Annotated in this window: 11 protein-coding genes; 7 read left to right on the forward strand and 4 right to left on the reverse strand. The window is 53.0% G+C overall.

The window, feature by feature from the left end; translation table 11 throughout:
- The first annotated feature begins 27 nt into the window (after window positions 1-27).
- From ACEN2T_RS03380 to ACEN2T_RS03405, 6 genes are all read left to right on the forward strand, one after another.
- A complete protein-coding gene (locus ACEN2T_RS03380; protein ID WP_122754469.1) occupies window positions 28-2130 on the forward strand; it encodes a hypothetical protein in 2103 nt (700 codons plus the stop codon).
- 28 nt (window positions 2131-2158) lie between these two features.
- The gene (locus ACEN2T_RS03385) at window positions 2159-3106 is read left to right on the forward strand and encodes an NAD-dependent epimerase/dehydratase family protein (protein WP_099602972.1); all 948 of its coding nucleotides are present in this window, start codon (window positions 2159-2161) and stop codon (window positions 3104-3106) included.
- 2 nt (window positions 3107-3108) lie between these two features.
- On the forward strand, window positions 3109-4395 hold the full coding sequence (locus tag ACEN2T_RS03390; RefSeq protein WP_122754468.1) for an NAD(P)/FAD-dependent oxidoreductase: 1287 nt from the start codon (window positions 3109-3111) through the stop codon (window positions 4393-4395).
- Window positions 4392-4793, forward strand: coding sequence for a GtrA family protein (locus ACEN2T_RS03395; protein ID WP_099602974.1), 402 nt, complete (start codon window positions 4392-4394; stop codon window positions 4791-4793). Before ACEN2T_RS03390 ends, ACEN2T_RS03395 begins: the two co-directional genes overlap by 4 nt.
- Before the next feature lie 324 nt (window positions 4794-5117).
- The gene (locus ACEN2T_RS03400; RefSeq protein ID WP_122754467.1) at window positions 5118-7292 is read left to right on the forward strand and encodes a hypothetical protein; all 2175 of its coding nucleotides are present in this window, start codon (window positions 5118-5120) and stop codon (window positions 7290-7292) included.
- Window positions 7293-7872: 580 nt separating this feature from the next.
- Entirely contained in the window at window positions 7873-8022 is a 150-nt protein-coding gene (locus ACEN2T_RS03405) for a hypothetical protein (RefSeq protein ID WP_158234824.1), read from the forward strand.
- Here the strand turns inward: ACEN2T_RS03405 and ACEN2T_RS03410 are convergent.
- The 3 genes from ACEN2T_RS03410 to ACEN2T_RS03420 form a co-directional block, all read right to left on the reverse strand.
- Window positions 8019-9485 carry a hypothetical protein gene (locus tag ACEN2T_RS03410; RefSeq protein WP_442116312.1) on the reverse strand — a complete coding sequence of 489 codons (1467 nt, stop codon included), beginning with the start codon at window positions 9483-9485 and terminating at the stop codon, window positions 8019-8021. The genes ACEN2T_RS03405 and ACEN2T_RS03410 overlap by 4 nt on opposite strands.
- A 245-nt stretch (window positions 9486-9730) precedes the next feature.
- Window positions 9731-10627, reverse strand: a complete 897-nt coding sequence (locus ACEN2T_RS03415; RefSeq protein WP_442116313.1) for a DMT family transporter — start codon at window positions 10625-10627, stop codon at window positions 9731-9733.
- A 64-nt stretch (window positions 10628-10691) separates the two neighbouring features.
- Window positions 10692-12317, reverse strand: coding sequence for a methyl-accepting chemotaxis protein (locus ACEN2T_RS03420; RefSeq protein WP_442116314.1), 1626 nt, complete (start codon window positions 12315-12317; stop codon window positions 10692-10694).
- 388 nt (window positions 12318-12705) lie between these two features.
- On the opposite strand from ACEN2T_RS03420, the gene aceK reads away from it, so the two are divergent.
- Complete coding sequence (aceK, locus tag ACEN2T_RS03425; RefSeq protein ID WP_442116315.1) at window positions 12706-14427, forward strand: bifunctional isocitrate dehydrogenase kinase/phosphatase; 1722 nt, start codon at window positions 12706-12708, stop codon at window positions 14425-14427.
- Between the two features lie 42 nt (window positions 14428-14469).
- Here the strand turns inward: aceK and ACEN2T_RS03430 are convergent, their stop codons facing one another.
- A complete protein-coding gene (locus ACEN2T_RS03430) occupies window positions 14470-15219 on the reverse strand; it encodes a hypothetical protein (protein WP_442116316.1) in 750 nt (249 codons plus the stop codon).
- Window positions 15220-15267: the final 48 nt, after the last annotated feature.

A 15267-nucleotide genomic window follows, 5' to 3' on the forward strand; every position in this document is an offset into this window, starting at 1 on the left:
CGTTGGGCTTTATTGGGGAGGGATATTTTGAAATCTAATAGTATTCGTAATTTTACGGTCGCCGCGTTGCTTCTATGCATTGCCATCGTAATAACTTCACTCATAGGCGGTGTAATTTCATTTTCCCCCGTGCCCTATTGGGACATGTGGGACGGCTATATCGATTTCTACACAAAAGTGTCTGAGGGTAATTATGCCGCTTGGTGGGCGTCGCATAACGAGCATCGAATTGTACTATCCAGACTTTTCTTCTGGAATGACATCCGCTGGTTTGGTGGGTTAAGTTACTCACTTATCCTTATAAACTACCTGCTTGCAGCGGCGGGCTGCCTGGTGTTTGTCAAGTTTCTAAGTGAGGCGTTTAAACACCTTCCGAACAAAGCCACTCGCCCTTTCTTCATGTGTGTACTGGTAAGTTGGTTGTTTTGCTGGAGCCAATACGAGAACTTCACGGTCGGCTTTCAAAGCCAATTTTTTATGGCGCAGTTGTTGCCGCTGTGTGCTTTCTATTTTATTTATAAAATGTCCAGCGTTCCGCAAAAATCCACGCGTTACTTTGTCTGTGCTGTGCTGTTTGGGGTGCTCGCGGTCGGTACCATGGCGAATGGTGTTATAACCATGCCTCTTTTGTTGCTGTATGGCGTGTTCTGCAGGATCGGCTGGCGTAGAAATGCGATTGTAGGTGTCCTTGCGGTCGTTTGCATAAGCTTTTACTTTTATAAGGCACCGGTGAAAGAAGGTTCTTTGCTGCGTACCTTGTTGAACGATCCATTGGGGATTGCACACTACATATTTGTCTACGTAGGCAGCCCGTTTTATTATATTGCACCTTTTTCAGAAAATTCGCTGAAGGTTGCTGTTGCGGCTGTTGCTGGCTTTTTACTTATTGTTGTCATCGCTGCCCAGGCTTATTTGACTATTCGCTCCAGCCAGAAAAACTACCTTCATCTCAGTCTGCTGTTATTTGTTCTTTATATCGGTGGGACGGCGCTGGGGACTGCGAGCGGACGCCTGGAGCTGGGCGTCGAGCAAGCGTCGAGTAGTCGATATACTACTCCGGCGCTCATGTTATGGGCCGCCCTGTTTGTCATGATGATGCCGATTTTGTCTCGTTGGGCCGAAAAATATCGCGTTATACTCCCAATTTTCTTAATGCTCTCAATTGCTTTGTTGCTGGGACAGTCACGCGCGCTTGGGGCGAAGAGCGATGAGCATTTCGAGCGGCTCGTTGCGGCTTTGGCACTCGAACTCAATGTCAGTGATAAAGCCCAGATCAATTATGTTTATCCGAGAGTTGATCGGGCTCTTCATGTTGCCCAAAGCGCATCTGAACATAATATCTCTATCTTTGGTATTAAACCTATTCTTGGTGCTCAGCGAAAAATCGGTACCTTGAGTAATCGCACTGATGGAAAACAGTGTTTGGGAAGTGTCGAGCAAATCACCCCTATTGTGGGGGAGGAACGTTGGGCCGCGATCAGTGGTTGGATCTATGATGAAGCCTCTGAAACGGTTCCGCGCTCAGTTGTTATCCTCGATCAAAAAAATATTGTTGTGGGTTACGCGGTGACTGGTGGTAGCCGAAGTGATATAGCCGAAATTGAGGGGGCCAGCGCTGCTAACGCTAAGCTCAAGGGCTATGTACTCAAAGGTAGCCTTGGTGGTCAGTTGAAGATCATCTCCAGCGGTTCGTGTTACTTCAATGTATTGTCTACCCCCATTCTGTACAGCTTCAGTCTGGTCAACCCAGGTGTGAATGCCACTGCTGTGACAACTTCGGATGTCGTACAGGGAACAGAATGGAGTGGCACTGACTCGTGGCACTCCAAGATTGATGGGCTGACGGTGATGGGGAGCTGGCGGCAATCAGATGCTGATACAGGGTCGATTGTGCTACGCCTCAAGCGAGGCGATAAGTTGCTGTATAGATCAGGTCCCACAAGCGGTCGCCAGACACTTCAGGTGAACGACGAGCCGAATAGCTTCTCTGTTCTTCCAATTGCCACTGAATGGGCAGCATTGGATTTTTCCGATAAGCGATTCCCTGAAAGTTTCACCATAAAGATTTCAGATAACGGCGATGCTTGGGGCGAGTGGTCTGCGATAGCGCTTAAGACTGATCACAACTAAATTTTCGCCCACGAGTGAGGCAGATTCAATGCAAGCAACACTGAACAAAAAAATTATTCTTCCCGGCGGTGCCGGCCTCGTGGGCCAAAATCTGGTTGCCCGGTTCAAGGCAAAGGGCTACACCGATATTGTGGTGCTGGATAAGCACCGCGCGAACCTTAAGGTGCTGAAGCAGGTTCAACCCGATGTAACTGTTGAGTATGCCGACCTTGCTGAGCCAGGCGAATGGCAGCGCCACTTCGTAGGTGCCGACGTCGTCGTGATGCTTCAGGCGCAGATTGGTGGTCTCGATTATCAGGATTTTGTGCGCAATAACGTCGATGCCACTGCGTTGATTCTTGAAGCCATCAAGTTGAACGATGTTCCTTGCCTGGTGCACATCAGTTCGTCTGTTGTGGAGTCCCTGGCAGATGACTTTTATACGAGGACTAAAAAAGATCAGGAAAAGATGGTGCTCGACAGCGGTATCCCATGCCCTATCCTGCGTCCGACCCTGATGTTTGGCTGGTTTGACCGTAAGCATTTGGGTTGGCTGTCGCGCTTCATGAAGAAAGTCCCGGTTTTTCCGATTCCAGGACATGGCCGCTATATGCGTCAACCCCTGTATGTGGGTGACTTCAGTAATGTAATCATCAGTTGCATAGAAAATAATATTAAAGACGGCATCTACAATATTTCAGGGCATGAAAAAATCGATTATATCGATATGATTTGTGTCATCAAAACGGCCATAAAAGCCAAAACCCCGATTGTGCGCATTCCGTACACATTGTTCTACGGCTTGATCTGGATGTGGGGGTTGTTTGATAAAAACCCGCCCTTCACGACTCAGCAGTTAGCAGCGTTGAGTACCAAAGACGAGTTCGAAGTAATCGATTGGCCGGGTATTTTCGGAGTTCCGTACACACCCTTTGCCGAAGCGGTGGAAGAAACATTTAACGATCCAACTTACGGCAAAGTGGTTCTGGAGTTTTGAGTATGGGGCAGCGAATTGCGGTATTGGGTGCGGGTCCTATGGGGCTTGCCGTAGCGTACCAATTGGCACGTGACGGGCACACGCCAGTTATTTTTGAGGCGGATGATCGTGTCGGTGGTATGACGGCAGCGTTTGATTTTTCCGGTTTGACCATTGAACGTTATTACCACTTTCATTGCATTTCCGACCATGCGTTCCTCACCATGCTGGATGAGTTGAGCCTGGCGGATCAGATGCGCTGGGTGGAAACCAAGATGGGTTATTGGTATCAAAACCGCCTTCAGCCATGGGGTAATCCCATAGCGCTGCTCAAGTTCAAGGGGTTGAGTCTGGTTGCCAAGGTTCGCTACGGCCTGCACGCTTTTCTTTGCACAAAGCGTAATGACTGGAAGCCACTGGACGATGTTGAGGCCACAGGCTGGATCCGTCGCTGGGTAGGTGAAGAGGCCTGGGAAGTCTTGTGGCGTCGGTTGTTCGATTACAAGTTCTATGGCTACGCCAGCAACCTTTCTGCCGCCTGGATCTGGAGCCGTATTCGCCGCATAGGTCGTTCCAGATACAGTCTGTTCCGCGAGAAACTCGGTTATCTGGAAGGCGGCTCAGAGACACTGTTGCAGGCCATTAAGCGGGACATCGAAGCCCATGGCGGCGATATCCGTTTGAAGGCGCCTGTCACCAAAGTGCTGATGGAAGGTGGGAAGGTTCATGGGGTCGAGGTAAATGGCGTAATTGAGCACTTCGACAAAGTGATCAGTACCATTCCATTGCCTTACGTCCCAAAGGTGATGCCGGATCTGCCCGATGACATTCTCGAGCGCTTCAAGGCACTGAAGAATGTGGCCGTGGTTTGCGTGATTGCAAAGCTGCGTAAACCACTGACCGAAAACTTTTGGCTGAACACCAACGATCCGGATATGGATATTCCCGGCCTAGTCGAGTACAGCAATCTGCGACCTCTGGATCAGCACATTGTCTATGTGCCGTTCTATGTACCCGGCGAGCATCCGAAATTCGCTGAGCCGGATGAGGTTTTTCTCGACAAGGTTCGCCGGTATTTCAAAAAGATCAATCCAGCGCTGACGGACGATGACTTTATCGACCTGCGTGCCAGTCGTTATCGGTACGCACAGCCGATTTGTGATCCTAGTTATCTGGACCGGCTGCCTCCCGTATCGCTGCCGGTGGTTGGGCTATGGGTGGCGGATACGTCGTATTACTATCCTGAGGATCGCGGTATCTCTGAGAGTATTGATTTTGGTCGGAAGATGGCACGGGATGCAGTCAAGTGATTCAGCAATTCATGTCCCGGCAGTTCTTGACGTTTCTGTTCACCGGTGGAACCGCAGCAGTTGTGAACTTCGGCTCACGAATCATTTATAGCCATTGGGTTGGTTTTTCGACTGCGGTAATCCTGGCTTATATCACCGGCATGATTACTGCGTTCGTGCTGGCGAAACTTTTTGTTTTCAAAGAAAGCGAACAGTCGGTGCAACGATCAGCCGTAATTTTCGTTCTTGTCAATATCGTTGCTGCGCTGCAAACATGGTTGATTAGTATGGGGCTGGCGTTTTATATCTTGCCAGCGTTGGGCGTACAGGCGTTTATAGATGAGATTGCTCACGCGGTCGGTGTTGCTGTGCCAGTATTCACCAGCTATTTGGGGCATAAACGCTGGTCATTTCGTTGAAGTACTGAAGTGTTGCCACTCATCGCTACTGCCAGCGTTACTTAAAACCTGGCAGTTATTAGCGATATGTGTGAGACGGCGCTGTTCAAATGGCGTGATATACCTATGCCCGGTTGTTTGGAAAGTAAGACGGTTCGATTGCCGCATGCAATCTAAGATTTGGAGAGATAGTCAATGAGCAGTGCCGGGACAGCCCCCATAATGTCATCACGGAAAATATGGATAGCGTCATGCGTACTTTTGCTTATTTCTGTGCTGATAACCTTCGTTTCGTTCGCCCCGCATATGCCTGAAAATGCTCTCGACCCTTCATGGATGTGGGGTATGAGCTATGCAGTTGATAACGGTATCAGCCTCGGTAATGATATGGTTTTCACATATGGTCCGCTGGCTAATGTGTACACTTGGGTATATTCCTTAAAGTACGGGAATTTTTATTTTATATTGTCTCTGTATCTCGCTGTTGCTATGTATTTTGGTATTTGGTCAATCTTTGTTGATCGACGTCGCGTTATTCCAGTCATCATGTTGGTTTTGGTTTTTGCGTGGTTCGGAGATCGCAAGGACGCTTTTTTCATGGTGATGCCCATTATCGTACTGTTCAATGTAATTGGATCGAACTTAGAAGGGGAGAGGTGGAAGGGGCGTCGTCTATATGTGTTTATAGCTTTACTTCCTGTCTTTGGGATACTGCCTCTGATCAAGCTCAGTTTTTCGGTGATTTGTGGCTTCAGTGCATTAATCGCAATTTTGCTTTTTGTGCTTCAGCGTGAGTACAAGGCGATAGCTGCAGTCTTACTGATTCCTGTGATCACACTTATTAGCTTGTGGGTAGTAGTTGGGCAGAAGCTAAGTGATCTTCCCATGTATGTTTTTAATGCTCTTCCAATTATTTCAGGATACACCGAGGCTATGGCTATCTACGGGAGCCTGGTAATTCCTGCTGTCGCATTAGTTGGGTCCGTGGTTGTTCTATTCGGTATCTTGAACTCTGCGCGATTGTCCAAGTTGCTCGTAGCTACTGTGGCAGTACTGGGCGGCACTTACCTATTCCTGCTATTCAAGGCTGGCTTCGTTCGGCAGGACACGCACCCTGCGATGATGGGTATTGGGATTATGACTCTCGCCTTACTGGCTTGGCCCCTGATCCACTCATTACGCACTCTCGGTACAACGGTTATCGCGATTGTCTTGGGCTCTGCAGTGGCTTTCGTGAGCCTGTCCACCCATCCTGTTGGAGTCACCAATTACTTTTTATCGCGCGCTGAATCGAGCTTGAACGGCGCTTTGATTCGAGTATTGGACCCGGATGTGTTAGCTGCAAATTTCAAGGCGGCCAAGCAGGAAATTGCGGTAAGTGATCCCATTCCTAAATTGAATGGCTCTACCGACGTCTACTCTTACGGACAGGCTGCTTTACTCGCGTCTGATAACGAGTGGTCCCCCAGGCCGATTTTCCAAAGCTACTCGGCGTATACGCCTGCACTACTTGAAAAAAATGCCAATTTTCTTCAAAGCAACCGAGCGCCGAAAAATATAATTTTCAATATAGAGCCCATCGACGGGCGCCTCGCTTCTCTAGAGGATGGCGCAAGTTGGCCTGCACTGTTTCAGCAGTATGAGCCCCAAGCGTTGGCTGGTAAAAGAATCATCCTCTCTCGCAATAACAATCCTGCGCCAACGCTCGTTGATCTTGGGCAGGCTGATACTCGAATGGGGCAACCGGTCAAGATTCCTGACTTTGACGGGCAGGTGTACATGACGGTTAAAGTCAGGCCGAGTATGCTGGGTAAACTCAAATCCTTACTGTTCAAGCCCAGCTATCTTTTAGGTCGGGTGACATTGAAAAGCGGCCAAATTCTGGAGTACCGTGTTATTTCAGGAATGATGCAAACACCGTTCCTGGTATCACCACTGGTCGAGAGTTCGAAAGAGTTTTTGTCCATGTATGTGAGTGCTGAGTTTATTGATATCAAGAAGGTCGACAGTATCGCGATATACAGTACAAAAGATAATGACCGTGGTTGGCTGGATGCGGTAGGTGTGAAGTTCTATGGCATGAAAAACCCGCACAGTAGACGCGCCAGTGAGTTGTTGAATATTGCTAAGCTCAAAGCGGCTACCCAACCAGTATTAGCGGAGTGTGTTGGCTCATTGGACGCTATCAATGGTAGTCCGGTGGTGAAGGGAGCTGCCAAGGTCAATAATTTCATTTCCGTCCGAGGTTGGAACGCCGAGAAAGCCGATTCGAACATGGACAATGTTCAGCGTGTTGTCTTTTTAAGTGGGGATAAGGGCTTGCTCATGGCGAATATTAACAGTGAGCCGCGCGTGGACGTGGCCGATCACTTCAAAGCACCGCAAATGCTGATGGCGGGGTATTCCGGCTATGTTGATGTGACCGACCTGCAAGGCCGTTATGAGCTGACCACTGGGATTGAGCGCAATGGACAGGTCATCCGCTGTCCCCAGCCGCCGGTTGAGATCTTCGTCAAGTAAAGCTCACCGTAACCGGGTCGCGATCGAGGACAAGTATGACGGGAAGGCCTATCTTGGGCTCCAGCTTTATACTCCCCGAACTAATACACTGTAGGGGGGAACGCCCTACAGTGCCGTGACTGAGTAAACGATCCATCACCCACGCATTCAAAACCTCAACTTGAAATCTGATGCTCTGCTCCGATCCTTTTCTGGAGCCAGCCCCTCATGAGGCGACCCGGCGCCAAAGTCAAAAAGTGTACCTCTATCCCTAGCCCGTCGACGTCCAAAAGTCTATCGATGGCCTCGCTGCTTTGGTCGTGCTGTTATCAAAGTAGCGGTGTTCGGCCCTGTGCTTTTCGTCTTTCTCAACAAGCCATGCAACTGGTCGAAGATATTGTATTAGGAGCGCAACTGCTTCTGCCTTTGGCTCAAGCGCCTCGAATCCGAACGTTTTAAAACATCGCCTAGGCCTGCGAAGAGGTGATCGTCCTGGCTGTTCTGGAACTTAACTGGTTACTCGACGGTTTTTACCTTTGGCGTAATCGCCCTCATCAGGTTTTGAACACACGCTAAGTAGGCTGACGGTGCAGTCCGGGCCATGATTTCGCTGCCCGACGACATTCCGGATAATCCTGTTTTGCCCAAGCAACTGTTGCTTGAGGCGCTCAGCCGTCAGGAAGAAGTGCCCGGGCTTATCAAACCCACATCGTCGTTGGCTCCTCGCAACTCGAATGCCCGTGCGCTTTAGAAGCACGCTATCACTGGTTTGTCTAATGATATTGTGGAGCTGCTGCCGGTTGTTTCAATGTAGAGGTCGATCGGCCTTTTACTTTTTTTGAATGCAATTTGCACGCGCGCCTCACCAGCATTGTAATACCGGCTGATGCTTTCAAACTTGGAGCGTCCCTCACGCCGCCACTTTAACGTAACATACTCCCCCTTAGGGAGCGTAAGGCTTACGGCGTAACCTACGTTACGGCTGTTCTCGCAAATGTGTTCGACCAATTTTGTTATTCCGGCTGCAATAGCTGGGCCATCAGCTGATATACCCGGTATTTGGCCAGATTTAGTAATTTGTATTGAGTACCCTACGTCATCCGCTCCGAGTGGAGCGGTGGGGATTTTCAAGTCTTTTTCGAATTTAGAGAACTTCGCATAACCTCGATAATTGGTGTCGGTCTGCTTGATAGTATGCAGGGAGAATATAAGTACATATCCCAAGGCTATAAAGGTAGTTCCATTTAAAACGGTAATAGTCCTAATGTTGTTAAACGTGGCGATTATGATTAGGGCGTAAGGTACTACAAAATATCGACCGCCATTCAACAGCGGACTCAATGCCTGAGGCATGCCCTTCAGTGAGTAGAGTGCTGCGATAAAGGTAGCGAGGCCGCAAGCAACTAACGGCCATGAACCTCGGGCGGGGCGAATCATGGTTGCTAAAAATCCAACCCAAAATACTGAGGATGCTATGCGAGTTAAGAGGTTGTCCGATCCAAACGTTAAGAACGTGATCAGACTCGAAACCCAATGATCGATGATGGGATCAAGCTCTTGCGCGTTCCTAGGGTTGTTAAAAAGGACTACTGTTTGTAATGCTGCACCGATTGTGATGGTGGCCAGGAGCGCATATCGCTTATGGCGCACGCATTGAATGGCGGCGATAGGTAAAAAAAGTATTGAAAAAGGCCCGGTTAACGAAAGAACGGCGACGACTGGGATGGATCGATTTCCGAACGCCCAAGGCATTGATGCGATGACAGCCAGGACACAGCCAAGCCACCACTGAGAATTGGTAAGATTTAGAAAGGTTTCTCCTGAGTGAGGTTGTAGCAACGCAGCAAGCGGGACCATAAAGCTGATTAGTGCAAAATGTGGCCGGTCAGCCATTACTCTTCTTACTGACCAATACAACATAAGGGTGGAGAGCAGCCATCCACTGAAAAATATTATTGGTATCAGTGGAGCATTCACGACTGTTGCTAGAAACGCAAAAAGCCGTGGAAATAGGTGCAAGTACCCTGAGTAAGGATGAAACAGAGAGTAGAGCCCTAAGTGAACGGCCTTTGGATAAAATTCGGCACCGTCCTCCGCCCAGAGCGAGTTGCTGGCAAAATCAAGCATCCCGTAGCGTAACGACATCAGGGCCAGCACAGCCACGGCGAATAGGAGGAACTGCGTGCTGGCACGGTGTTTTTTGAAGATTTCCATATCAGTTATCCATTAACTTATAAGCCTGCCTATCGGGTATTGATGTTGCTGTGGGGGCCGGCCGTTGATCATCGGTGATTGCCACTGCGCCATCTTCCTGCGCCGTTGAAGTTTGGCCTGTGCCGGCGGGCTCGGCACCATACCTCCTGCGATACGGGGAAGCAACGGTCATTGAGCATGTAGGTTCGAGCACCGCAGATTGACTGGAAACCCAGTAAATTTGTCATTAAAAGTCGTGGCAAAAATTACCGGGCCTTAGCCACCTTCCCCACCCGCAACACCAACCCCAACGCCCCCCCAATCAACACCCCGCCGTATAGATGCGCCATCGATAACGGTTCGTCGAGCAACAACGCCCCCCACAGCACCCCAAACGGCGGAATCAGGAAGGTAGTGGTCATCGACCTCACCGGTCCAATAGCCGTCAGCAACCGGAAGTACAAAACGTACGCCAACGCCGTACACCCCAACCCCAACCCGAGCAACGATGCCCACACCTCCCAGCCACCCCAGCTCGCGGGCGGATGCAGGGCGGCGCTGTAGGCGAAGAGCGGCAACAGAAACAACGTCGCGCCGAGCATGCTGCCCAAGGCGGACAGGCGACTGTCCAACCCGCCACGCTGGTCCAGCCAACGCCGCGCGAGGAAGCCGGCGAAGCCGTAACAGGTGGTCGCCACCAGGCAGGCCACTGCGCCCATCAACAGCTCAAGGTCAAAGGCCACCGGCCCGGCGCGCGTGAGTACGCCTACACCAAGCAGGCCAAGGCTCACCCCGGCGATTTTTGAAGCGGTGAGCCGTTCGCTGAAGAACAGCCCGCCGATCAATACGCCCATCAGCGGCGTAGTGGCATTGAAGATCGCCGAGTAACCGGCCGGCAGCACTTGGGCGGCCACGGAGTACATGGTCGCCGGGATCCCGGAGTTGATCACGCCGAGCAACAGGACTGTCTTGAACTTGCCCTGGAAATCCCAGCGCACTCGCATTACTGCCAGCATCACCAGCAGGCCGACAGCGGCAATCGATACGCGGAAAAACGCGGTCGGCACGGGGCCGATTTCCGGGGCGATGATGCGCATGAACAAAAAGCTCGCGCCCCAAATGGCAGCCAGCCCCAACAGGTACAGGGTGTCGACAGGTCTCACGGAATATTCCTACATCAATAAGGCCGCGAGTGTTGCCCAGTCACCTGTCCGACACAATCACTGTTTACACGACAAACCGCGTCACCAAACCGTTGAGGTCCACTGCCAGGCGCGACAATTCCTGGCTGGCGGCCGAGGTCTGGGTAGCGCCGGCGGCGGTCTGGGTGGACAGGTCGCGGATATTCACCAGGCTGCGGTCCACTTCGCGGGCCACCAGCGCCTGTTGCTCGGCGGCGCTGGCAATCACCAGGTTGCGCTGGCTGATCTGCGAGATGGCGGCGGTGATTTTCTCAAGGGCGCTGCCGGCGCTGTTGGCCCGTTGCAGGGTCTGGCCAGCGTGCTCTGCGCTGCTGTTCAACGCTTCGACGGTGTCCTGCGTGCCTTGCTGGATACCGCTGATCATCTGCTCGATTTCTTCGGTGGAATCCTGTGTGCGCTGCGCGAGGGAACGCACCTCGTCGGCAACCACCGCAAAACCGCGCCCGGCTTCACCTGCGCGCGCCGCTTCAATCGCAGCGTTGAGGGCCAGCAGGTTGGTTTGCCCGGCAATCCCACGGATGACTTCCAGCACCTTGCTGATGTCCTGGGCCTGTACCGCCAGGCCTTCGGCTTTGTTCGAGGCGCCGAGTACTTCATCCACCAGGTTCTGGATCGAGCTGATGGTTTCGCTGATCTGGTAGTGGCCGTGCTTGCTGTCTTCATCCGAGGCCTGGGACGCTTCGGCGCTAGACACCGCATTGCCCGCCACTTCGTCCACGGCCGCGCTCATCTGGGTAACGGCGGTGGCGGCCTGTTCGATTTCATCGTTTTGCGCTTGCAGGCCGCGCGTGCTCTGTTCCATCACCGAGCTCATTTCTTCGGCGGCCGAGGCCAGTTGTTGCGCCGATTCGCTGATCCCACGGATGGTGGTCTGCAACTGCGTCTGCATGGTGACCAGGGCGCCAAGCAGTTGGGCCGGCTCATCATTGCCGCTGACGTTGATCGGTTGGCTCAAGTCGCCGGCGGCGATGGTGCGCGCCACGGACAGCGCCTGGCTGAGCGGCGCGGTGATGCTGCGGGTCAGCAGCCACGCCAGCAGCAAAGTGGCGATCAGTGCAATCACGATGATCAGGCCGACCACCCATTGCGCGCTCGAATACATCTGTGCGGCGGAGTCCGCGGCGGCTTCGACACCGTTCTGATTGAAGACGATCAGCTTTTCCAAACTCTGGGTGAGGAGGGTGCCTTGAGTCGCAAGGCGGTTGTTGAGCAGGTCAATAGCGTCTTGTTGCTGATCCTTATCGATCAAATCAACCATTTGGCCGACGATCGCCAGGTAGCCGGCCACGTCGGTTTTGACCTGCTTGAGCATCTCGCGCTCTTCGTCATTGGTCAGCAGGGTTTCATGGCGGGCCAGCAGGGTTTGCAGTTCGTTGCGCTGCAGGGTGATCAGGTTTCTGCTGTTGTCACGCACCCGGGACTCATCGGTGGTCACCAGGCGCAAAGCCTCCAGGCGGATACTGGCCGCGAAGGCCGCGCTGTCGTGGATATTCTCGATGCTCGGCATCCACGACTGCTCGATGACCAGCGCGCTTTCGCGCAGCTTGGCCATCTGCCCCAGGCCGAACAGGCCAACAATCACCAGCAAGCTGGCCAACACCCCAAAACTCAGACTGGCACGCAGACCGATCCTCATGTTCCTCAATGACATCTCAATGCTCCTTGGGCAATTAGAACCTGCTCCCGGATCGGTCTTTTGACCTTGTTAGGGTGGGAGAGGGCGCGCTGTATATCAAAGTGCCATCAAGGTGGTAATCGGGGTTTCCCTTAGTTGGATCCAACGCTTGAGGCGGGATCAAAATTGGAATTGGCACCGCTATTTCTGGCACCAAGTGCCAAGCCCCGCCGTTAGCGGCTATTGGTCAAACGGATGACGACTAATAGGTGTTTTTATTGACCGTATGGTCGAATTAAAAAAATTGAAAACAAATGTACGATGTGAACGAAGTTGTACAACGCAGCGCAAAAAATCAGCCTTCTCCTGCTTACATACACTGGCTAAGCTCAGGGCTTCCCGATGCTCGTTCGAGGTTTTCCGCATGTCGCAACCCACGCCCGCCCTCGCTATCGCCCGCACGATCCTCGACGGCTTCGACGATTACCGTGAGCACTTTCGCCAGATCACCGATGGCGCCCGCGAGCGTTTCGAAAAGGCGCAGTGGCAGCAGGGCCAGGCGGCGTCCGCGGCGCGGATCAACCTGTACGAAGAGAAGGTCTCTGAGGTGATCGCTGGCCTGCGCGCCCGTTTCGAAGACACGGACTTACTGGATGTCGACCTGTGGCCCTTGGTCAAAAGCGCCTACATCGACTTGATCGACCTGCGTTTCGACGATGAGCTGTCCGAGACTTGGTACAACTCGATCTTCTGCGGCCTGTTCAGCCACGACCTGATCAGCGACGGCTGCATGTTTATCCACACCACTCGGCCCAGCCTGCGTCGGGCGCGGGCAGCGCAGACCCGCACCTATACGCCCGCCGGTAAAATCGGCGAGATGCTTGCGCAGATCTTTGCGGACTACCGTTTCAGCGAGCCCTACGCCGATCTGAACGCAGACCTGCAGCGCCTCGAAGCGCAATTACGGGAAAACCTGCCCGATTGGGTGTGCAAGGACCCGGACCTCAAGGTCGAGTTGTTTTCTTCGGTGCTCTACCGCAACAAAGGCGCCTATCTTGTAGGTCGCCTCTACACCCGAGAGGAACAATGGCCCCTGGTGATTCCGTTGTTGCACCGCGAAGGGCAGGGCATCCAGATCGATGCGTTGATCACCGACGAAGCCGATGTGTCGATCATCTTTTCGTTTACGCGTTCCTACTTCATGGTCGACGTACCGGTGCCCGCGGAGTTCATCGGTTTCCTCAAGCGCATCCTGCCGGGCAAGCACGTTGCCGAGCTGTACACCTCTATCGGCTTCTATAAGCATGGCAAGTCGGAGTTCTATCGCGCGCTGATCAATCACCTGGCCACCACCGACGACCAATTCATCATGGCGCCGGGCGTGCGTGGCATGGTCATGAGTGTGTTCACGCTGCCGGGCTTCAACACCGTGTTCAAGATCATCAAGGACCGCTTTTCACCGTCGAAAAACGTCAACCGCGCCACGGTCATCGAGAAGTACCGGCTGGTCAAAAGCGTCGACCGTGTGGGGCGCATGGCCGATACCCAGGAGTTTGCCGACTTCCGTTTCCCCTTGAGCAAGTTCGAGCCCGAGTGCCTGGCCGAGTTGCTGGAAGTCGCCGCCGGCACCGTCGAAGTAGAGGGCGACACCGTGCTCATTCGTCACTGCTGGACCGAGCGGCGCATGACCCCGCTCAACCTGTACCTCGAAAACGCCAACCCCGCCCAGGTGCGCGAAGCCCTGGAGGACTACGGCTTGGCCATCAAGCAACTGGCGGCGGCGAATATCTTCCCCGGCGACATGCTGCTGAAGAACTTCGGCGTCACCCGCCACGGCCGCGTGGTGTTTTATGACTACGACGAAATCTGCTTTCTCACCGAGGCCAATTTCCGCCACATCCCCGAGCCACGCACGCCCGAGGATGAAATGGCGTCGGAACCCTGGTACTCCATCGGTCCGCTGGACGTGTTTCCAGAAGAATTCCCGCCGTTCCTGTTCGCCGACGCCGGGCAGCGCAAGCTATTTGATGAATTGCATGGCGAGTTGTACAACGCCGACTACTGGAAGGGGCTGCAAGAAGCGATTCGCGCGGGGAAGGTGATTGATGTGTTTCCGTACCGACGCAAGGAGCGCGGTTACTCCTGAAGGGCGAGGTATGCTGGAACCCCCGCCCTGAGTCGGCTGGCGTCAGACGATGACACATACGCCCTTGGTTGCCTCCACGCCCATGCTCCTTAAATGTTGCAGCGCGGGCCTCAAGTCACTTTGCTTGGGTAAGTAATGGCCTGACGTATTGGATAGACAGACTTTCCCCAGCAGGTTTTTTTTCATGTACCCGGCACTGACGATCTTCTGCGACTGACCGGGGCCAGCGCCGATTTCGGCAATGGCGGGGTGAGACATCCACTTGGGTGGCACGTTTTTGTCGATGTTGCCGACTACCAATTGGCCGCCTTGGGTAAGCACAAACTTATTCAACGAAGTTGGTTTATCCAGGATGTTCAGGTCTTTTGGCTGATTGACGTTCACCAACTGACCTCTGGGGTTTTTGGGGTTCAGCGCCGCGCCTGCCAGGTGCAGCTCCGCATTCAGGTCCCGCGCTTTTGTATTGTTCAGCAGCGCATAGCCAACGGAAGTGCAGCAGGGTAACGGCGAGCCTTTATAAGGCGTGACGTCGTGATGTGTGTTGGCGTGTGAATGCGAGAAACTGCCGCTGGTAGAGCGATGGGGATCAATAGGCATACGAAATCCTCTTGGGGGGGGGCAGATTTGAACCCCGCGTCGCTCGCTCAATACATCGGATTTCAGCTTTAACGCGTGGGAACGGTGGTCGGATTTTTGTAGGAACCGTCCTTGTGATGGGGCTGCCAGCGCCGTTACCCGATGACGCAACGTCTCCCGTCCTGTCGAAATCTGCGACAATCGCGTCCATTCCATCGACTGATGCTGCGCAGGCCTCACCTGCCTCACCCAAAAGACCCTTGC

The organism is Pseudomonas sp. W22_MBD1_FP4 (assembly GCF_052113765.1).
Taxonomy (GTDB): Bacteria; Pseudomonadota; Gammaproteobacteria; order Pseudomonadales; family Pseudomonadaceae; genus Aquipseudomonas; species Aquipseudomonas sivasensis.

Excerpts from the sequence above, each read along its gene's own strand:
- ACEN2T_RS03400 (WP_122754467.1), top strand. The coding sequence starts at position 5,118 with ATGAGCTATGCAGTTGATAACGGTATCAGCCTCGGTAATGATATGGTT.
- ACEN2T_RS03390 (WP_122754468.1), top strand. The coding sequence starts at position 3,109 with ATGGGGCAGCGAATTGCGGTATTGGGTGCGGGTCCTATGGGGCTTGCC.
- ACEN2T_RS03420 (WP_442116314.1), bottom strand. The coding sequence starts at position 12,317 with ATGTCATTGAGGAACATGAGGATCGGTCTGCGTGCCAGTCTGAGTTTT.
- ACEN2T_RS03430 (WP_442116316.1), bottom strand. The coding sequence starts at position 15,219 with ATGGAATGGACGCGATTGTCGCAGATTTCGACAGGACGGGAGACGTTG.
- ACEN2T_RS03405 (WP_158234824.1), top strand. The coding sequence starts at position 7,873 with ATGATTTCGCTGCCCGACGACATTCCGGATAATCCTGTTTTGCCCAAG.
- ACEN2T_RS03410 (WP_442116312.1), bottom strand. The coding sequence starts at position 9,485 with ATGGAAATCTTCAAAAAACACCGTGCCAGCACGCAGTTCCTCCTATTC.
- ACEN2T_RS03385 (WP_099602972.1), top strand. The coding sequence starts at position 2,159 with ATGCAAGCAACACTGAACAAAAAAATTATTCTTCCCGGCGGTGCCGGC.
- aceK (WP_442116315.1), top strand. The coding sequence starts at position 12,706 with ATGTCGCAACCCACGCCCGCCCTCGCTATCGCCCGCACGATCCTCGAC.